Origin of the sequence: endosymbiont of Riftia pachyptila (vent Ph05), from assembly GCF_000224455.1 — a bacterium.
Classification (GTDB): Bacteria; Pseudomonadota; Gammaproteobacteria; order Chromatiales; family Chromatiaceae; genus Endoriftia; species Endoriftia persephonae.
The window spans coordinates 13,284-30,519 of sequence record NZ_AFOC01000001.1 but is presented as its reverse complement, the minus strand read 5'-3'; the positions used below and the strand labels follow the sequence as shown (position 1 = coordinate 30,519).

Sequence of the window (17,236 nt, the reverse complement as noted above, 5' to 3'; positions counted from 1 at the left end):
AAGGGCAATCTTCAGCCAAGCTCTTCCAGGGCGTGGTTAAGCTTCTGTTCAATCGCCCTTTTCAATTTTAGCAGGGTCACGGTGGCTGGTGCCTCATCCTGGCGCATGCTGCTAATCCTGAGTGAGGTCAGATAGATTGGATAGCGCTTGTTGCCTGCCCGTAGTCCTTGCAGAAAACCTGCGGTGGCGCTGTAGATCATCTCGCCATATTCAAGCCGGCTGAACTCACGATCACCACATACCAGAGCCACTGGCATGGCGTCGGATGCTAGGGAGTCGGTGACCAGGGTCAGCTCCATGTAGTCGTCCGGACCGTTCAGCGGTACTCGGCGCCGCTCTATGCTCCAGTCGCCGGACGGCGCTTGTTTTAGCTCGTAAAACTCGGTCTCAGCGAGCAGATTGCCCGCCCCCCCTGGCAGCATCAGTCGCAGCTGTTGCAGGCTGTTCAGAAACCGCCGCTGCTGCAGCATCATGAAGCGTGGGCTGTCCATCAGCATCGACTGGCGGAACAGCGCACCCTGTTCATCCAGCAGGTAGATCTGCACCGACTCCCGTTGTACATGAAAAAACAGCTGGATGAGATCTGGCTTATTGTGTCGATAGAGAGCTGGGTAGGGAGTCTGGCGCAGGATACGGGGGTCGATCTGCAGAGGCTGAAACACATGCTGTGGTGTTTCCAGCGCCTGCAGAAAATGTTCGAAGGAGTCGAGGTTACGCCACTGAAAGCCTTGCTCCTTCTGCTGGATCAGATAGAACGCTTCACTGATGCGAAAGGCGTAACGACCGCCGTGGCCCGGCTGCTGGTTGAAATAACCCAGGATGTGGCGATACAGCCCGGCCAGTCGCTGTGCCACCTGTGGGCCCTTGCTGGCAGCGTGGCTGAATGCTTCGATGTGCGCCAGGGCTGGCATTTGGCTTGGCTGCTGCTGCATTGTCAGCAGCTGACAGAGAGAGTCGAGCAGACCCTCCGGCCCCTCCCGGTGCAGCACCAGCCGCTCGCCCCAGCTGGTTACCACCAGCTCTTCCATATTGATCAATAGGTTGGCACGGGCTGAACCGTAGCTGAGTGGGTCGTAGCGGTCGCTGGTGAGCTGTTTCCCTTCAGCGGAGAGGTGCTGCATCGGATCCTGGCCGAGATTGACGAACAGCGCGATTAGGGTGGGATAGGCGGGGCCTGCGAGCTGGTCAATCGTCACATGTGCGCTCTTGTGCTGCGGGAAGAGGTGCTGGAGATCATAAAAGATAGCGTTCAGTTCGTGGCGTTTGATCGGACCGTGGCTGGGAAACAGATGGGTCAAGGTGGCGCTTCCCCAGACCTGGTTGAGCAGGCACCAAAGCAGCATCTCTACCAGATTGAGGGTGACCTTGATCGGCTGCTGTTGATCGGCCTGTTCGACCTTACCGCGGAACAGCATCCAGCTGAGGGTGCCGGCCTTTTGAGGGGCTGTGGTGGAGTGACAGCTCACTCTCCGTAAGATTCTTTGAGATGCCGGGATTGATGCTGTCGATCTTGCCGGGGCGGTGGTCCAGTGCAGTGTAGAGCTTGCGTCCGAGCAGGTTGAGCTCCATCGGGTCGATGGTGCTGGTTTGGGCATGGGTGCGGGCAAAGTCGGTGAGCAGGCGGTAGCTGCGCGAGAGCACGCTGACCATCACGTTGCGTTCACGGATTACCCGGTCGATCTTCCACTCTGGACGGGTATCAAGCATCTGCAGCTGAGTCTGGCTCCAGCCCCACTCCCGGGTCAGTTTGAGCAGCTCGCGGGTGCGCCAGTGATGATGTGTCGAGAGGCGACTGAGCGGCTTGTCGACTTTGAAGTAGAGACAACGCCGGGCCAGCTCAAGGCGCTCCTGGTCCTGCAATTGTGTCAGGTACTCTTCCACCTGACGATACATCAGGATATAGGCATCGAGCTGGTTAAGATCGGTCTCACCGGCGTAGATAGCGCGTTTGGTCTGCAGGGCAAGCCACGGGGTGTCAGGGTAGTGCTTGCTGTAGGCCTCCATCAGGAAGATCTTGAGGATCGATTTGTAGGGTGAGTCGATGCCCTTGTAGAGCTGCCAGAGTGCGGCGCCAAAAAATTCCCCGGCAGGGACCTGATCGAGTCCGCCCAGATCGAGTAGGTCACTGGGCTCGACAAAACGCTTTGCCAGCAGGTTTTCAGTGTAGCGCTGATAGTCCTGCTCCTTGTCGGGGGGCACCAGCCACCAGAGGGGGGGGAGGCCGGCCAGCATTACCGCACTGCGGTAGAACTCCTCCAGCAGCAGGCTGTGTTGGGTGCTGCCGCTGCTCTCGGCATCGAGTTTGGTTGCCTCCCGGCGGCGAAACCGCTCTGGATCGACGAGGAAGATGTGCAGTTCGATACCGAGTGCATCGGCCTCCCGTTCGATCGCATTAATCTTTTTTTTGCAGATTCTGGCGTTGCTTCTCCGAGAGGCTCGGGGCATGACAGAGCCAGAGATCGAAGTCGCTGCCAGACGATTGGCCGATGGTGCCGATGCTGCCCATCAGGTAGAGGCCGAGGATGTGAAACACTCGGTGGGCGCGTTTTTTATAATCGAAGCTGCGATTCAGGTGGTGGGCTGCCTCCAAAGCCTTACGCGAGGGGCTGAAGTCAGGGATGCCGGCCGGTACCTTGCTGTTGATGTAGCCTGGCAGTACCGGATGGTTGATGTGAAACAGCAACGGCAACAGCTGCAGCAGATCCTGTTGTGTGGGTCTCAGCTCCCCCAGGATGCGCCGCAGCCGCTCCCGGTGGAGTCGCTGGAAGCGCTGCCGGATGATCTTCAGATCTTTGCGGCTGATTCCCTCATCGAAACTAATGGCGCGCGATTCAGGCATCGCTTTAGCTGGTGGTCTCCTCAAGCTGTTGCTGAGCGGAATCGATCAGGCGTTGCGGATCGAAGCCCTTCTCCCAATGGGCAAGCCCGTAGCGGATCAGTGGCAGTGGTGTCTTATCGGGCAGGCTGAGCGCACCCTCGTGACACTCCTGCACGATCTTTTCGAGCAGCACCCCGGCATCGGCCAGGCTGGTCTCTGGTAGCACCAGCATAAATAGATTGCTCTGGTAGCGGCCGATGGTGTCGGCCCAGCGCAGTCGGTCACGCAGGTAGTGCGCAAAGGTGAGGATGAGCGCTTCGGGTACGGGCTCTTCGGGGGTGTTGGGGATGTTGATCTCCACTATCCCCAGGGTCAGCGGATTGCCGTAGCGGCGGCTGCGCGTCACTTGCACACCCAGTGCCTGCAGGGTGGCCTTGCGGTTGGAGAGGCCGGTCAGCTCATCGGTGATGGTCAGCTCCTCCACCTGACTCTTCAGCACGTCGCGTTCAAGCTGGGTGCTGATCTGGTTGCTGATGTCCTGATAGTAGTGAATGCGCAGAGGGCCGGGTTCCGAGTCGTTGATCTCGCGGATCTCCCGGCGGAACCAGCGTTCGCCATCGCCATTGATGGAGATGTGGAGCATGTCGCTCTCATCGAATAGGGGGTGCAGCCCTTCCGGCAGGGTCTGTTTATCTTTGCCGATCAGCTCGGCCGAGTCGAGATGGAGCATCTGCTCCAGGGCCGGGTTGAGCCAGCAGATGCGGGAGTCTTGGTCGAAAGCCAGCATGCCGGTGGGGCAGGCTTCGAAAAACGCTTTACTGAAGTTGATCAGATCACTCATGACCGGAGTTCCAGATTCAATTTTAATGCCCGGGCCAGCGCGACGGAGCGGCTGACGTTATGCGACCGCAGCAATTGGGCTGCGGCAATCTACACAGCAGTTAGCGACAGGGGAAAAAAAATCTTTAGGGGAAATCCCTGATCATTGGCGTGAAAAATGCGCTGAAGCCCGAGTGAGGAAAACCTCATATCACTCATATTCAGAGGCGCGACGGGCATCACCGTAGACTTTGTCTGCGGGATAGCGGGCCTCGTTGATCTCGATCTTGCGCTGGGCGGCCTCGATCAGGTCGATATCGAGCCGTTCTGCGCAGCGGATCAGATAGATGAAGATGTCTGCCATCTCCAGCGCCACGGCATCGTGTTTGTCTGGCGGCAGCTGATAGCTCTGCTCCTCGCTGAGCCACTGGAAATGTTCGACCAGCTCGGCGCACTCGGCGATCAGCGCCATCGAGAGGTTTTTCGGCGAGTGGAACTGCTCCCAGTTGCGTGTCTGGGCAAACATCTTGAGGCGCTGGTTGAGCTGCGCCAGGCTGTCAGTCTGCGGTGTGGGCGAGCTGCTCATCGGTTGATCCGCTCCCGTGCTCTGCCGATCGCCGCTCGTACCTGGCTCGGCGCGGTGCCACCGATGTGGTTGCGGGCGGCCACTGCCCCCTCCAGGGTGAGTACCTTGAAGACATCCTCCTCGATGTCTGCGGAGAAGCCCTGTAGCTCCTCAAGGCTCATCGCTGAGAGGTCGCGCCCCTCGGCCACCCCGAAGGCGACGGCGCGTCCCACTACATCGTGAGCATCACGGAACGCCATCCCCTTGCCCACCAGGTAGTCGGCCAGGTCGGTGGCGGTGGCGAAGCCTTTCATCGCCGCCTCGCGCATGTTTTGCTTGCGGCAGGTGACGCCGGGCATCATCTCGGCGAATACCTTCAACGAGCCCTGCAAGTTATCGACAGTATCGAACAGCGGCTCCTTGTCCTCCTGGTTGTCCTTGTTGTAGGCCAGGGGTTGCCCCTTCATCAGGGTCAGAAGGCCGATCAGGTGGCCAAAGATGCGCCCGCTCTTGCCGCGGATCAGCTCCGGTACGTCCGGGTTCTTCTTCTGCGGCATGATCGAAGAGCCGGTGCAAAAGCTGTCGGAGAGCTCTATGAAGGCGAACTGGGCTGAAGACCAGATGATTAGCTCCTCGGAGAAGCGCGAGAGGTGCATCATCAGGATGCTGGCGTCGGCGCTGAATTCGATGGCGAAGTCCCGGTCCGAGACCGAGTCCAGCGAGTTCTCGCTGGGGCGCTCGAAGCCGAGCAGCTCGGCGGTATAGTGGCGGTCGATGGGGTAGCTAGTGCCGGCCAGGGCCGCCGCCCCCAGGGGCATCACGTTGAGCCGCCGGTTGCAGTCGGCGAAGCGCTCCCGGTCCCGCTCCAGCATTTCGAACCAGGCCATCATGTGGTGGCCGAAGGTGATCGGCTGGGCAGTCTGCAGATGGGTGAAGCCGGGCAAGATAGTATCGGCCTCGTGCTCGGCCAGGTCGAGCAGCGCCTGCTGCAGACGCAGGATGCCGTCGCGGATCACCTCGATCTCATCGCGCAGCCAGAGGCGGATGTCGGTGGCGATCTGGTCGTTGCGGGAGCGGCCGGTGTGCAACTTCTTGCCAGCATCGCCGATGGCGGCGGTGAGCGCCGCCTCGATGTTCATGTGCACATCCTCCTGGGCGATCGACCAGTCGAAGCCGCCGGCCTCGATGCGTTCGCGGATCTGCTCCAGCCCCTGGACGATGGCGTCCCGCTCCGCGCTGGTGATGATGCCTTGGCGGGCCAGCATCCTGGCGTGGGCGATGGAGCCCTCGATATCATGCCGGTAGAGACGCTGGTCGAACTCGACCGAGGCGGTGAAGGCCTCGACAAAGGCGTCGGTGGGGGCGCTGAGGCGGGCGGAGGAGAGTTTCGCGGAGGCGCTGTTGTCGCTCATCTGGGGCTATCCTAATAACGGGCCGGAAGCGCACCATTATACAGGCGAATGTTCCATGCATCAGGTGGAAAGGCGTGACGAATCGAAACGGCAGGGCACAAGCGATAGCGGCTGTTTTCTGCCCAACTTCTGCTCGATCCGGGCGGTATTCGGGGCGGTGGTCACTGCCGAGCTACTGGCGTTGCTACTGGTGCTGGCGTCAGCGACGCCGCTAGCGCGGTTCTGGACCGAGCTGAGCAGCCTCTCGCTGGTGGTGCAGTGGATCGCCCTGAGCAGCGCGCTGCTGCTCTGCCTGCTGCGCCCCCTGCTGTGCCGGTTTGGCAACCGGGTGGCGGGGGTGTCGGCCTGGCTGTTGCTGCTGCTGACAACCCTGCTGGCCTGCGAGGCGGCGCGAATGCTGACCAGCGCCAGCTACCGCCCCTTCGACGGTGCCGACTGGGAGGCGCTACTGCGCTATCTGGGGATCGCCGCTATCGTTGGCCTGCTGCTGTTGCGCTATCTCTATCTGCAGTTTCTCTGGCGCCGGCAGCAGCAGGCGGAGAGCGCGGCGCGGCTGCAGGCGTTGCAGTCGCGGATTCGTCCTCACTTCCTGTTTAACAGCATGAATACGGTGGCCAGCTTGACCCGCACCGACCCGGCCCTGGCTGAACGGGTAGTGGAGGATCTGGCGGATCTGTTCCGCGCCGCCTTCGGCGATGCACAGCGTGACTCGACCCTGGGGCGTGAGCTGGAGCTGGCGCGTCACTATCTGAATGTGGAGCGCCTGCGCCTGGGTGAGCGGCTGCAGCTGGAGTGGGATCTGCAGGATCTGCCTGAAGCGGCGACCCTGCCGGCGCTGACCCTGCAACCGCTGATCGAAAACGCGGTCTACCACGGTATCGAGCCTGCGCTGGAGGGGGGGCGTATCGAGATCGTTGGCCGCTACCGGCGCCGACGCATCAACCTTAGTATCCGCAACAGTCTACCGCCGGAGAGCGCGGAGAAGGTGCGTGAAGGCAACCGTCTGGCGCTGGAGAATATCCGCCAACGGTTGGCGGCGCGCTTCGATACCGAGGCGAGTCTGATTCATTCTAAGGTGGATGGGATGTATCAGGTGCGGTTGGTGATCCCCTACCCTTGGAGCGAGACATGAATATCCTGCTGGTGGACGATGAGCCCCTCGCCCGGGAGCGGTTGACGGCGCTGCTGGTCGAGCTGGGTGGCGACTACCGGGTAGTGGCGATGGCGGCAAATGGCGAACAGGCGCTGCAGCTGTGTGACGAACTGCAGGTGGATCTGCTGCTGCTCGACATCCGCATGCCAGGCATCGATGGCCTGACAGTGGCGGCACGACTGGCTGAGATGGCGACGCCGCCGGCGGTGATCTTCACTACCGCCTATGATGAGCACGCGCTGCAGGCATTTGAGCAGAATGCGGTGGGCTACCTGCTGAAACCGGTGCGCAAACAGCGCCTGCTGCAGGCGCTTGAGCAGGCGCGGCGGCTGACCCGACCGCAGCTGGCGGCGCTGAGCGTGGCACAGGCGTCGAGCGCCCCGCCGCTGCGCTCCAGCTATCGGGGCGGGCTCGAGACCCTGCCGATCGAGGCGGTGATTTACCTCAAGGCCGAGGCCAAATACGTAGTGGCCCGCCATGCGGGTGGCGAGCTACTGCTGGAGGAGTCCCTGAAGAGCCTGGAGGGGCGTTATCCCGAACAGCTGTTGCGCATCCATCGTAACGCCCTGGTCGCCCGGCAGCGGCTGGTGGCGCTGGAGCGAGGGACGAATGGCGGTGCCTGGGTGCGTCTGCAGGGGTGTGATGAGCGGCTGGAGGTGAGCCGCCGCCATTTGCCAGAGATACGGCGCTGGTTGAGTCGGTGAGAGTAGGTTTGGGCTTGTGGGGTGTCAGGAATGCTCGCTCTGCAATCTTGTATAGGCGCCTGACTCGGATATAGGAAGGTTTTTGCGTTGTAATGCCTGTGGTTAACAAAACCCTTGGCGCAAATACTAGAATTTATAGTGCAGGAAGGGAGTTCCGAGGCCGTATTCGTAGGGATGAACGTTCACCTGTCAAATGTGGGGGTGTGCGATGTTTAGACAAACACGCTTGAGTTCGCCGACCCCGTCTTTCAAATGGAGCCTGATCTTCGCGGTGTTGGCAGGGTGCCTGTTCGTAGCACCGGCGTTAGCGGGTACGCTCGTCGTCGAGAGTAGCAGTGACTGGAAGTCCTTTAACGCAGTGGCTGATCCAGGAGTCTGTCCTGGGGTCATAGATTCAGCGGGTCCAGCATGGACCCAAGCTGGCTTCGATGATAGTGGTTGGCGCAACGCCAAGGCACCAACGGAGTTTTACCCCTGGTATGGTAATCCGCCCGGACCTGAGTTGGAGGTCTTTATGTGGGACTGCCCCCAGGGATGCACCTCGTATAGCAATGGTCCGGATGAGGCATTCTTCCGTTATCAGTTTAGCATCGACAGACCGTTGCTTGCGGCAACAGTTAAATTCGATGTGAATGACGAGTTCCAGTTCTATATCAACGGTACGCTGGCCTATATCGACCTTACCGGTGGTGCCAATCAGACTGGCTGGATTGATGTCACTTCCTATCTGAATCAGGGGGAGAATACTCTGGCCATGCGGGCCTGGGATGGTTACATGTGCAGCGTATTCGATCGGGGAGTGGCTGAGGCCGCAATTAAGTTGCAGATTGAGACCGATGACACGATCTATGTCGAGATCGACATCAAGCCGGGTAGTGAGGTCAACAGCATCAATCTGGGTTCATCGGGCGTAGTGCCGGTGGCGATCCTCAGCTCGTCTGAGTTTGATGCTACCACAGTCGTGCCTGAGAGCATCGAGCTGGCTGGTGCCCAGGTGAAAATGGCGGGTAAGAGCGGTAAATACCTCTGTCACCAAGATGATGTCAACGGTGATCAGTTGATCGATCTGGTCTGCCAAGTCTACACCACCCAGTTCATGATCGAGCCGGGTGAGGCAAGCGCGGTACTGGAGGCCAAGACCGAAGATGGCATGATGGTTCGCGGCGAAGATAGCGTGCGAATTGTGCCCGACCACTAGGCATAAGAGGCTGCCGATATCCCCTGTTGTCGAGCAGGGGGTGTCGGCTGTTTGAACGCGAGACTGGCCTGTCCAGAATGGTGCTCAGTGACGGAGTGTTCCCGCACCCGATCCGCCGCTCATCGCGCCAACATACCCTCCTTCAGCCCTTTGTCCGCGGGCTCATTTCCCAACCAAATTTTCAGCCAGGCGATATGAAAATCTGCGCCCTTGATGGTGGCCTTGAGCTGACCGCGAATCCATATCTCGGTGCCACGCCCTGGGATGTAGTCGAGATGGATCTCATCCCCCTCATCGACGCCACTGAAGGCGGCATTAAAGGCATCGATGCGCGGCTGCAGGGTGGTCAGTTCGGTGCTGTCGAGGTTCTTTCTGAACCCCTTGTTCCAGCCATCGACCAGCTTTTCTCTATCCAGGTGATCGTAGAGAAAATGCATGCTGACCCTTTTGGGTCCAGACATCGGGTAGATGGTCTCAGGATCAGTCGATTTTTGGGGCAAATAGAGGGCGCCCACATAGATCTTGAAGAAGAACTTTGTTCGGATGCCGGCGCCATTCAGCAGCAGTGACTTACCAGCAACTGTGGTTGTCTCAGCAAGCGGCACGCCGGTTATTTCACGGGCAAAAAGCGAGGGTGCCAGCAGTAGCGTGGACAAAGCAATAAGAAGCACACGAATCATGTCCTGGCCTTTGTATAAAGGACGCGATCGTCCAATTGGTAGAAGGTGACGGGCCTGAGTCAGGAGGAGTGCGGTAAGATTCGCCGTTGTCGAGATAGCAAACTCATACCCAAGAACTCAGGCTACTGGAATACTAGCACGGTGCTGCATTTTAACCGGTTTTTGAAAAAGGCTTCTCTGGTGCTGCTCTGTTCGCTGCTGCAGGCCTGCCTGCCGTTGCGTCAGTCACAACTCCCGGCCCAACAGACGCCTTCCCCACCCCTGCCATCAGGCGCAACGCGAATTACCGCTCCAGCAGCCAGCTCGATGCTTGCACAGGGCTGTTTTGGTTGTCATGGCCCGCAGGGCGCATCGTCAGGCCCGGCCACCCCAAATATCGCCGGCCTGCCGGCAGATTACTTCATCAAAGTAATGCGGGCCTATCAGCAGGGGGAGCGCATTGCCACCGTCATGGGCCGCATCGCCAGAGGCTATTCGAGCCAAGAGATCGCACGCATGGCCGGCTACTTTGCCGCCCTGCCCCGGCGTTCGACCCGCCTACAGGGGGTGGATTGGGTTGCAGCGCGCTTCGGTCAGCGGCTGCACTCGCGCTACTGTGGAGAGTGTCACGATGCGCAGGACAAGGGCGCGCCACGCCTGCAGGGTCAGCACTCGGCCTATCTGCGCTGGACCCTGCATGACTATGTGCTGGGCGCCAATCGTACCGGCAACGGCATGCAGCGCCAGCTGACCCGGCTGATCCGGGCCGAGGGGAAGGCAGGACTGGAGGCGCTGCTCGCCTACTATTCGGCGGATCTCTCCATACCGGAGGCTTCGCTTAGCCGATAGGCGTGAGAAATTGCCTCCAGCATAGGCAGGCTTTAGCATAGTGGCCCAGCACGGCGCCCCTTCCGTCACTGCCTGCGGGCTGAGATGGGGGCGAAGGCGCCGAGAATATGAATCTTGCAAGGCCCATCTCCTAATGTCCGACAATAGAATCCGCATCGCTACCCGAAAATCCCCTCTCGCCATGTGGCAGGCAGAACATGTCGCCGCCGAATTGAAGCGGGCGCATCCCGGATTGGAGGTGGAGCTGCTGGGTATGAGTACCCAGGGCGACAAGATCCTCGATACACCGCTGGCGAAGATCGGTGGCAAGGGGCTGTTCGTTAAGGAGCTGGAACAGGCCATGCTGGAAGGGCGCGCCGATATCGCGGTGCACTCGATGAAAGATGTGCCGGCTGAGCTGCCGGAGGGGCTGCACCTGCCGGTGATCATGCAGCGGGAGGATCCGCGTGATGCCTTTGTCTCGAACCAATACTCCAGCTTCGAGAGCCTGCCCGAAGGCGCGCGCGTAGGCACCTCCAGCCTGCGCCGCCAGTGCCAGTTGGCCGAGGCGCGCCCCGATCTGCAGATCAAGCCCCTGCGGGGCAACGTCAATACCCGTCTGCGCAAGCTCGATGAGGGCGAATACGATGCGATTATCCTCGCCTCCGCCGGTCTCAAACGGCTCGGCTTTGAACAGCGCATCACCGCCTTCATCGCTCCTGAGCAGAGCCTACCGGCGATCGGCCAGGGTGCGATCGGCATCGAGTGCCGCAGCGACGACGCGCAGGTCAATGCCCTGATTGCGCCGCTGCATCATGTCGACACCGCTGCCTGCGTGCATGCCGAGCGGGCCATGAACAATCGCCTAATGGGTGGTTGTCAGGTGCCGATTGCCGGTTACGCGATGCTGGAGGCCGGCAACCTCTGGCTGCGTGGTCTGGTGGGCGAGATCGACGGTAGCCAGATCCTGCGTGGTGAAGCTGAAGGGACGCCGGATGAGGCGGAGTCCCTTGGTGTCGGTTTGGCCGAGCGCCTGCTGGAGTGGGGCGCTGACGAGATCCTGTCGACACTCTATGCCGACTGAGTCCGACAGCGCTTGTGATTTGCAGGGTGTCGGGGTATTGGTGACACGGGCGGCCCACCAGGCTGCGCCGCTCTGCCGGGCGATCGAAGCGCACGGTGGGCGGGTGGTTCGCTTCCCGGCGCTGGCGGTTGAGCCGGCCGGGGGGACGGCAGAGCTGCGGGCCAGTCTGGCAGTGCTGCAGCAAGGGGCGCTGCTAGTCTTCGTCAGCCCAAACGCCGTCGAGTATGGTTTGAAGTTGCTGCCACGGGATAAGCCAGCAGTTCAGTTGGCAGCGGTGGGTCGGGCCACCGCCAAAGCCCTGGAGCAGGCCGGCTGGCCGGTCGACATCCTGCCGCAGTCGGGCTTTGACAGCGAGGGGCTGCTGGCCAGCGAGGCGCTGCAACAGGTTGCAGGGCGGCAGGTTTTGATCTTCCGTGGTGAGGGGGGCCGCGCCCTGCTGGGCGATACCCTGATCGAACGGGGAGCGCAGCTGAGCTATGTCGAGGTCTACCGGCGGGTCTGTCCGCAACTTGACGTTGGCCCGCTGTTGCAGCGTTGGCCGACAGAGGTGCAGCTGGTCACCGCGACCAGTAATGCGGTGCTGGAGAATCTGCTGCAGATGCTGGGGCCGGCTGCACAGCCGATGCTGCTGGCCACCCCCTTGCTGGTGATCAGTCGGCGCATGCGGGAACGGGCGCAGCAGTTGGGATTCAGACGGATCCTGTTGGCGCAAGGCGCCGACGAACAATCGATTATGGAGCGGCTCTGCAGTTGGATGGCACAGAGCAACCACTGGCAAAGCACAATAGATGATGGATGAAGAGTCGATGACAGAGCAGGATAAGCGCGAACAGTCCGGGTTGGAACAGGAGCCGGAACAAGCGAAGCAGCCGGCGCCTGAAGGGGTCAGCAAAACCGTAGGCGAGGAGCCGCCAGTCCAGTCTGCCGAGAAACAGTCGGCCTCCCGCCTGCCTTTGGTGCTGGCAGTGATCGCCCTGCTGGCGGTGCTGGTCGGATTGTTGATGGGCCAGCGCTACTGGGAAGGGATGCAGCAGTCATTGTTTCAGGTTCAGGCTGAGCTGAAGCAGACGAGTCAGGAACAGAGCCGCATGAGTGAGCTGTTGCAGCAGACCGCCCGGGAGTACCAGTCCCAGCAGGCGCAGATCGAGTCGCAGCAGCAGGCGCTGGCCAGTCAGCGCCAGGCGTTACTGGCCCAAGTAGAGAAGATGGAGCTGGAGCGCCAGTTGCTGCAACAGCGGGGTCAGCAGCTCGACAGCTCGCTGCAGGAGATGCGCAACCGGCTCGGCAGTAACAGCAATCGTTGGCGGGTGGCGGAGGCGGAGTATCTGATGCGCCTGGCCAATCATCGCCTCTCCCTCAGCAGTGACCTGAAGAGCGCAGCGGCAGCGCTGCAGGCGGCGGATACGCGGCTGCGCGATACCCTTGATCCCGGCTGGAACGGGGTGCGGGATATTTTGGCCCAGGAGATCAGCACTCTACAATCGACCCCATTGCTCGATTTGAGTGGGCTGAGCGGCCGTATCAACGGACTGATCGAGCAGGTTGATGGCTTGCGGCTACTGGATGAGGGCGGCGTGGTGTTGCGTCCCAAGGCGAACGTTGAAACCTTACAGCCGCCGATGGAGGATGGGCGCATCGACTGGCGCCAGCTGGCGGAGGATCTGTGGCAGGGCTTCAAATCGCTGATGGTGATTCGCCACCACCAGCGTCCGGTGACGGCGATGTTGCCGCCGGAGCAGCGCTACTTCATCTACCAGAATCTGCGTCTCAAGCTGGAAGGAGCGAAGCTCGCCCTGCTGAGCAACAGCAGCGAGCTCTATCAGGATAGCCTGCAGACCGCCCATCAATGGGTGGCGCGCCATTTCGATAGTCATGTGGCGGAGACCGGTCTGTTTCTAAAGCAGCTCGACCTGTTGGCACAGCAGCCGGTGCAGCTCAAGCATCCCGATATCTCCGCCTCGCTGCGGGCGTTGCAGGGGCGGCGTGCGCTGCTGCGTGATCAGCAGGAGGCCAAGTGAAAAATCTGTTTACTGCCTTTATCGTCGCGCTGTTCGCGATCGTCCTGACCCTGTGGGTTAAGGAGGACAACGGTTATGTGCTGATCGGCTACGGCGAATGGACCGTGGAGGGAAGTCTGGCGCTCTTCACGCTGGCCAATCTGCTGCTGTTCTTGCTTCTCTATCTGTTGCTGCGCAGCCTGGCCAAAATTTGGTCGATCCCGCGCGGTCTCTCGGCCTGGCGCGGACGGCGGCGCAATCGGCGTGCGCAGAAGGCGCTGACTCAGGGGCTGGTGGAGCTTTCTGAAGGCCACTGGAAGGTGGCGGAGAAGCAGTTGGTGCGTTATGCCCATCAATCCGAAACGCCGTTGCTCAACTATCTGGCGGCGGCCCGGGCGGCACAGTTACAGGGTGAGGATGGGCGACGCGATCACTACCTGCAGCAGGCCCACCAGAGCATGCCGATGGCGGATGTGGCGGTGGGGCTGACCCAGGCGGAGCTGCAGCTGGCGCACCAGCAGTATGAGCAGGCGCTGGCGACCCTGACCCATCTGCGCAGTCTGGCACCCAAGCATGTCTATGTGTTGCGGCTGTTGCGCCGTCTCTATGAAAGTCAGGAAGAGTGGCAGCAGCTCGAGGCGCTGCTGCCGGAGCTGCGCAAGCGCAAGGTGGCGGATGCAGGGGATCTCGATGCCCTCGAGCTGCGGTTGGTCGAGCAGCGACTGCAGCGGGTTGCGCAGAAATCCGGCGAGGAGGGGCTGCGCCACGCTTGGGGCGAGCTCTCAGCTTCATTGCGCCGGCGTGCCGAGCTGATCGGTGCCTATAGCCGGTTGATGTTGGCGGAAGGGCGCGGTGAGCTGGTGGAGTCGCTGCTGGCGGATGCCCTGCGCAGTCAGTGGAGCGAATCGTTGCTGCGGCTGTTTGGCGCGATCGAACGGGGGGATCCGGCGCAGCGTCTGGAACTCGCTGAGAGCTGGCTGCGCGATCGGCGGGAGGATCCGCTGCTGCTGTTTATTCTGGCCCGGCTCTGCCTGCAGAACAAACTCTGGGGTAAGGCGCGCAGCTACTTCGAGGCGAGCATTGCGATTGAACCAAACGCTGATGCCTACCGGGAACTGGGGGCGTTGCTGGAGCAGATGGACGAGCCCGCGGCGGCGCTCGACTGCTACCGGGAGGGTTTGCGTTGCGCTACCGAGAGCCGCCAGCCGTCAGCACCGGCGGCGTTGCCGCCGCCAGCGAAGCCGGCAGTGATGGGGTCAGCGCACCTGATCGGGGTGGAGGGCTGAAGCCTAGCTGTCTGGCCGAACGTCTAAAGCAGCCCGGCTCGCATGGCTCACTTGCCGGAGGCGGCACCGTACTCGAATGAGTCGGAGTAGAGGTGATCGGGGCTCAGGCCTTTGTCGAGAAAGGCCTGTTTAGCGGCATTGATCATTGGTGGCGGACCGCTCATGTAGAGTTCATAGTCGCTCAGATCGGGGTGATCCGCCGTCACGGCTTCGTGCACCCAGCCGGTCTGACCCTGCCAGCCCTCGTCCGGTTCCGAGAGCACTGGCACATAGCTGAAGTTGTCGTGATCTGTAGCCCACTGCTTGGGCAGCTCGGGCAGGTAGAGGTCGGCCTTGCTGCGTACACCCCAATAGAGCACCATCTTGCGCTTGACGCCGATCTCAAAGGCGTGTTCGATGATCCCCTTGAGCGGCGCGAAGCCGGTGCCGCCTCCGGCGAAAATAATCGGGCGCTCCGACTCCTCGCGCAGGAAGTAGCTGCCGAGGGGTGCCTCCAGGCGCAGGATCGTCTTCGCCTGCATATCATTGAACAGGAAGTCGGTGAACTTGCCGCCTGCTATATGGCGGATATGCAGCTCGATGAACTTGTCGTCGTGGGGCGCGTTGGCAATGGAGAAGGCGCGTTTGCTGCCATCCTCGAGGATGAAGTTGAGGTACTGGCCGGCCAGAAACTGCAGCCGTTCGCCCTCGGGGAGTTTGATATAGAGGCGGATTACGTCGTCATTGAGATGCTCGATCCGGTCGACCTTGCAGGGGAACTCTTTGATTTCGATATCGCTGGCCTGTGTGGCTTCTTTTACCTCGATGCGCAGATCGCTGTTGGGGGTTGCCTTGCAGGTCAGGCAGCTGCCGGCCGGTTTGCCGTCCAGTGCTGGTGGCTCACCATCCGGGTAGCTCACGCTGCCTTCAGAGAGGCTGCCCTGGCACTCACCGCAGAAACCGTTGCGGCAGCCGTAGGGAAGATTGATGCCTTGACGAACCGCAGCCTCGAGGATGGTCTCGTTTTTTTCGACGTTAAATTCGTGCCCACTGGGCTCGACATGGACTTTAAAACTCATGGGAATCCTTGATATCTAGAGCGAACTGCTAATGGGGCGAAATTCTCGCCTATTTAAGTCAGGAATTAAACCTAGGAGAGTTTCAGGTAATGGCGGAGATCACCATCGTGGGTTGTGGCGATATCGGTGCGCGGCTGGCGCAGCGGTTGATCGGGGCGGGTGAGGCGGTGCGCGGCTGGGTGTGTAGTCCGGACGGTATCGAGCGGCTGCAGCGGTTGCGCATCCCCGCCGCGTTGGTCGATCTAGATCGGCCCGATGCCCAAGGATCTGACCTGGAGGGTGCGCAGCTCTTCTACTTTGCGCCGCCACCTAAACAGGGAGTGGAGGATGGCCGGGTGGCGCACCTGATCGAGCTGTTCGCCCAGCTCGGCCAGCCGCGACGGGTGGTCTATCTCAGCACCACTGGTGTCTACGGCGACTGCCAGGGTGAGTGGGTCGATGAAACGCGGCCGCCGGCGCCACGGGTCGACAGGGCGCGCCGCCGGCTGGATGCGGAGCAGCGCTGGCGGGCCTGGAGCGAGGCAACGGGTGGCGAACTGGTGATCCTGCGAGTGGCGGGGATCTATGGGCCTGGCAAGCTACCGCAGGCGCGACTGCAAAACGCCGTGCCGATGGTGTGCCAGGCAGAGTCACCGCTCACCAACCATATCCACAGCCTCGATCTGGTGGAGATCTGTGTTGCGGCGATGCAGCGTGGACACAATGGCGAGGTCTACAACGTCAGTGACGGCCAGCCTGGCAGCATGACCGACTACTTCATCCAGGTGGCCGACTTCCTCGGCCTGCCGCGGCCACCGTTGATCTCCCTGGAGGAGGCGAAGCAGCAGCTCTCGCCGGGTATGCTCTCCTATCTGGCGGAGTCGCGCCGGCTCGATAACCGCAAGATGTTGGAGGAGTTGGTGGTGCAGCTACGTTACCCGAATCTGGATCTGGGGCTACCGGCGGCGCAGGAGGCTCCTTAAGAGTTAAGTCCCTCGTCGACCCAGTCGAGCAGGCTGTTCCAGGGCGGAAGATCTTTATAGACCGATGAGCGCGGCAGTTCAAACACCCCGAGGCCGGTCTCGGCGGCGCGGATGTAGCTCTGGCTCTCGCGCAGGTGGCCAATTACCGGGAAGTTGAGGTCGCCGAGGAAGCGTTTCAGATCTTTGTAGGCGCGGGTCTTGCGGTTGACCCGGTTGGCGACGAAGCCGATGCGGGTCTGATGGCGTAAGACCCGACCGCTGCGCAGTAGCTCGTCGAGGTGATGGCGGCAGGCACGGATGTCGATGGGGGAGGGCAATACCGGGATGATCAGGCTGTCGACCCGGCGCAGCATCTGATTGATCTGCTTGCCGTGCACTCCGGCGGGTGCGTCCATCACCAGAAGGTCGGTGCCGCGAGCCGGTTTGGGGGCGGCCTTGGTGGCGTCGATGGCCTCGATCTCCGGGATGCCAGTGTAGTCCTGACGCGCCTCCAGCCAGTCGAGACTGGAACGCTGCGGGTCGAAGTCGGCCAGTGCCACCTTCAGCCCTTCGTCGGCGTACCAGCTGGCCAGGTTGGTGGCCAGGGTGCTTTTGCCGCAGCCCCCCTTGGCGTTCATCAGCATGATCTTGTGCATGGTTTCCCCCTGCCGTTTCGCATCATCCCAAGCCTAGCGGAGCTTGAGCCCTGCCGAA

The 17,236-nt window shown here is 61.2% G+C and carries 18 protein-coding genes; 9 read left to right on the top strand and 9 right to left on the bottom strand.

Annotation, left to right across the window (positions count from 1 at the left end; all coding sequences use genetic code 11):
• Nucleotides 1-11 precede the first annotated feature (11 nt).
• The 6 genes from RIFP1SYM_RS00145 to argH all read right to left on the bottom strand — a co-directional run bounded on the left by RIFP1SYM_RS00145 (nt 12) and on the right by argH (nt 5,614).
• Nucleotides 12-1,466, bottom strand: coding sequence for a class I adenylate cyclase (locus RIFP1SYM_RS00145; RefSeq protein ID WP_005958481.1), 1,455 nt, complete (start codon nt 1,464-1,466; stop codon nt 12-14).
• Nucleotides 1,399-2,445 (bottom strand): class I adenylate cyclase, encoded by a 1,047-nt coding sequence (locus RIFP1SYM_RS00140; RefSeq protein WP_039959373.1) that lies wholly within the window; start codon nt 2,443-2,445, stop codon nt 1,399-1,401. Before RIFP1SYM_RS00140 ends, RIFP1SYM_RS00145 begins: the two co-directional genes overlap by 68 nt.
• Nucleotides 2,393-2,839 (bottom strand): hypothetical protein, encoded by a 447-nt coding sequence (locus tag RIFP1SYM_RS00135; protein ID WP_039959371.1) that lies wholly within the window; start codon nt 2,837-2,839, stop codon nt 2,393-2,395. Before RIFP1SYM_RS00135 ends, RIFP1SYM_RS00140 begins: the two co-directional genes overlap by 53 nt.
• Before the next feature lie 4 nt (nt 2,840-2,843).
• Complete coding sequence (locus RIFP1SYM_RS00130; RefSeq protein WP_005958478.1) at nt 2,844-3,659, bottom strand: GGDEF domain-containing protein; 816 nt, start codon at nt 3,657-3,659, stop codon at nt 2,844-2,846.
• Nucleotides 3,660-3,848: 189 nt separating this feature from the next.
• The gene (locus RIFP1SYM_RS00125) at nt 3,849-4,223 is read right to left on the bottom strand and encodes a nucleotide pyrophosphohydrolase (protein WP_005958477.1); all 375 of its coding nucleotides are present in this window, start codon (nt 4,221-4,223) and stop codon (nt 3,849-3,851) included.
• The gene (gene argH / locus RIFP1SYM_RS00120) at nt 4,220-5,614 is read right to left on the bottom strand and encodes an argininosuccinate lyase (protein ID WP_005958476.1); all 1,395 of its coding nucleotides are present in this window, start codon (nt 5,612-5,614) and stop codon (nt 4,220-4,222) included. The genes RIFP1SYM_RS00125 and argH overlap by 4 nt, the downstream gene beginning before the upstream one ends.
• A 55-nt stretch (nt 5,615-5,669) precedes the next feature.
• On the opposite strand from argH, the gene RIFP1SYM_RS00115 reads away from it, so the two are divergent.
• From RIFP1SYM_RS00115 to RIFP1SYM_RS16180, 3 genes are all read left to right on the top strand, one after another.
• Entirely contained in the window at nt 5,670-6,746 is a 1,077-nt protein-coding gene (locus RIFP1SYM_RS00115; protein WP_039959367.1) for a sensor histidine kinase, read from the top strand.
• Complete coding sequence (locus RIFP1SYM_RS00110; protein ID WP_039959364.1) at nt 6,743-7,471, top strand: LytR/AlgR family response regulator transcription factor; 729 nt, start codon at nt 6,743-6,745, stop codon at nt 7,469-7,471. Before RIFP1SYM_RS00115 ends, RIFP1SYM_RS00110 begins: the two co-directional genes overlap by 4 nt.
• A gap of 208 nt (nt 7,472-7,679) precedes the next feature.
• Nucleotides 7,680-8,669, top strand: a complete 990-nt coding sequence (locus RIFP1SYM_RS16180) for a hypothetical protein (RefSeq protein ID WP_138921819.1) — start codon at nt 7,680-7,682, stop codon at nt 8,667-8,669.
• A gap of 119 nt (nt 8,670-8,788) precedes the next feature.
• Here RIFP1SYM_RS16180 and RIFP1SYM_RS00100 read toward each other — a convergent pair whose 3' ends face one another.
• Entirely contained in the window at nt 8,789-9,349 is a 561-nt protein-coding gene (locus RIFP1SYM_RS00100) for a chalcone isomerase family protein (RefSeq protein ID WP_005958472.1), read from the bottom strand.
• A 141-nt stretch (nt 9,350-9,490) separates the two neighbouring features.
• Between RIFP1SYM_RS00100 and RIFP1SYM_RS00095 the strand changes: the two genes are divergently transcribed.
• From RIFP1SYM_RS00095 to RIFP1SYM_RS00075, 5 genes are all read left to right on the top strand, one after another.
• A complete protein-coding gene (locus tag RIFP1SYM_RS00095) occupies nt 9,491-10,177 on the top strand; it encodes a c-type cytochrome (protein WP_138921820.1) in 687 nt (228 codons plus the stop codon).
• 133 nt (nt 10,178-10,310) lie between these two features.
• Nucleotides 10,311-11,240, top strand: a complete 930-nt coding sequence (hemC, locus tag RIFP1SYM_RS00090; protein WP_039959362.1) for a hydroxymethylbilane synthase — start codon at nt 10,311-10,313, stop codon at nt 11,238-11,240.
• A complete protein-coding gene (locus tag RIFP1SYM_RS00085; protein ID WP_240991971.1) occupies nt 11,230-12,039 on the top strand; it encodes a uroporphyrinogen-III synthase in 810 nt (269 codons plus the stop codon). Before hemC ends, RIFP1SYM_RS00085 begins: the two co-directional genes overlap by 11 nt.
• Nucleotides 12,029-13,258, top strand: a complete 1,230-nt coding sequence (locus RIFP1SYM_RS00080; RefSeq protein WP_005958468.1) for a uroporphyrinogen-III C-methyltransferase — start codon at nt 12,029-12,031, stop codon at nt 13,256-13,258. The genes RIFP1SYM_RS00085 and RIFP1SYM_RS00080 overlap by 11 nt, the downstream gene beginning before the upstream one ends.
• Nucleotides 13,255-14,523 (top strand): heme biosynthesis protein HemY, encoded by a 1,269-nt coding sequence (locus RIFP1SYM_RS00075; RefSeq protein ID WP_005958467.1) that lies wholly within the window; start codon nt 13,255-13,257, stop codon nt 14,521-14,523. The genes RIFP1SYM_RS00080 and RIFP1SYM_RS00075 overlap by 4 nt, the downstream gene beginning before the upstream one ends.
• A gap of 47 nt (nt 14,524-14,570) precedes the next feature.
• Here RIFP1SYM_RS00075 and RIFP1SYM_RS00070 read toward each other — a convergent pair whose 3' ends face one another.
• The gene (locus tag RIFP1SYM_RS00070) at nt 14,571-15,581 is read right to left on the bottom strand and encodes a CDP-6-deoxy-delta-3,4-glucoseen reductase (RefSeq protein ID WP_005958465.1); all 1,011 of its coding nucleotides are present in this window, start codon (nt 15,579-15,581) and stop codon (nt 14,571-14,573) included.
• A gap of 89 nt (nt 15,582-15,670) precedes the next feature.
• Here RIFP1SYM_RS00070 and RIFP1SYM_RS00065 point away from each other — a divergent pair, with 89 nt between their 5' ends.
• Nucleotides 15,671-16,543 (top strand): SDR family oxidoreductase, encoded by an 873-nt coding sequence (locus tag RIFP1SYM_RS00065; protein ID WP_005958464.1) that lies wholly within the window; start codon nt 15,671-15,673, stop codon nt 16,541-16,543.
• Here RIFP1SYM_RS00065 and RIFP1SYM_RS00060 read toward each other — a convergent pair.
• Nucleotides 16,540-17,178 (bottom strand): nucleotide-binding protein, encoded by a 639-nt coding sequence (locus RIFP1SYM_RS00060; protein ID WP_005958463.1) that lies wholly within the window; start codon nt 17,176-17,178, stop codon nt 16,540-16,542. The two genes, RIFP1SYM_RS00065 and RIFP1SYM_RS00060, sit on opposite strands and share 4 nt — an antisense overlap.
• Between the last annotated feature and the right edge of the window lie 58 nt (nt 17,179-17,236).

What these genes read in the sequence shown, in the direction of transcription:
- hemC (WP_039959362.1), top strand. Translation starts at nt 10,311, where the DNA reads ATGTCCGACAATAGAATCCGCATCGCTACCCGAAAATCCCCTCTCGCC.
- RIFP1SYM_RS00125 (WP_005958477.1), bottom strand. Translation starts at nt 4,223, where the DNA reads ATGAGCAGCTCGCCCACACCGCAGACTGACAGCCTGGCGCAGCTCAAC.
- argH (WP_005958476.1), bottom strand. Translation starts at nt 5,614, where the DNA reads ATGAGCGACAACAGCGCCTCCGCGAAACTCTCCTCCGCCCGCCTCAGC.
- RIFP1SYM_RS00115 (WP_039959367.1), top strand. Translation starts at nt 5,670, where the DNA reads ATGCATCAGGTGGAAAGGCGTGACGAATCGAAACGGCAGGGCACAAGC.
- RIFP1SYM_RS00060 (WP_005958463.1), bottom strand. Translation starts at nt 17,178, where the DNA reads ATGCACAAGATCATGCTGATGAACGCCAAGGGGGGCTGCGGCAAAAGC.
- RIFP1SYM_RS00065 (WP_005958464.1), top strand. Translation starts at nt 15,671, where the DNA reads ATGGCGGAGATCACCATCGTGGGTTGTGGCGATATCGGTGCGCGGCTG.
- RIFP1SYM_RS16180 (WP_138921819.1), top strand. Translation starts at nt 7,680, where the DNA reads ATGTTTAGACAAACACGCTTGAGTTCGCCGACCCCGTCTTTCAAATGG.
- RIFP1SYM_RS00130 (WP_005958478.1), bottom strand. Translation starts at nt 3,659, where the DNA reads ATGAGTGATCTGATCAACTTCAGTAAAGCGTTTTTCGAAGCCTGCCCC.
- RIFP1SYM_RS00135 (WP_039959371.1), bottom strand. Translation starts at nt 2,839, where the DNA reads ATGCCTGAATCGCGCGCCATTAGTTTCGATGAGGGAATCAGCCGCAAA.
- RIFP1SYM_RS00070 (WP_005958465.1), bottom strand. Translation starts at nt 15,581, where the DNA reads ATGAGTTTTAAAGTCCATGTCGAGCCCAGTGGGCACGAATTTAACGTC.
- RIFP1SYM_RS00085 (WP_240991971.1), top strand. Translation starts at nt 11,230, where the DNA reads ATGCCGACTGAGTCCGACAGCGCTTGTGATTTGCAGGGTGTCGGGGTA.
- RIFP1SYM_RS00080 (WP_005958468.1), top strand. Translation starts at nt 12,029, where the DNA reads ATGATGGATGAAGAGTCGATGACAGAGCAGGATAAGCGCGAACAGTCC.
- RIFP1SYM_RS00110 (WP_039959364.1), top strand. Translation starts at nt 6,743, where the DNA reads ATGAATATCCTGCTGGTGGACGATGAGCCCCTCGCCCGGGAGCGGTTG.
- RIFP1SYM_RS00100 (WP_005958472.1), bottom strand. Translation starts at nt 9,349, where the DNA reads ATGATTCGTGTGCTTCTTATTGCTTTGTCCACGCTACTGCTGGCACCC.
- RIFP1SYM_RS00140 (WP_039959373.1), bottom strand. Translation starts at nt 2,445, where the DNA reads ATGCCCCGAGCCTCTCGGAGAAGCAACGCCAGAATCTGCAAAAAAAAG.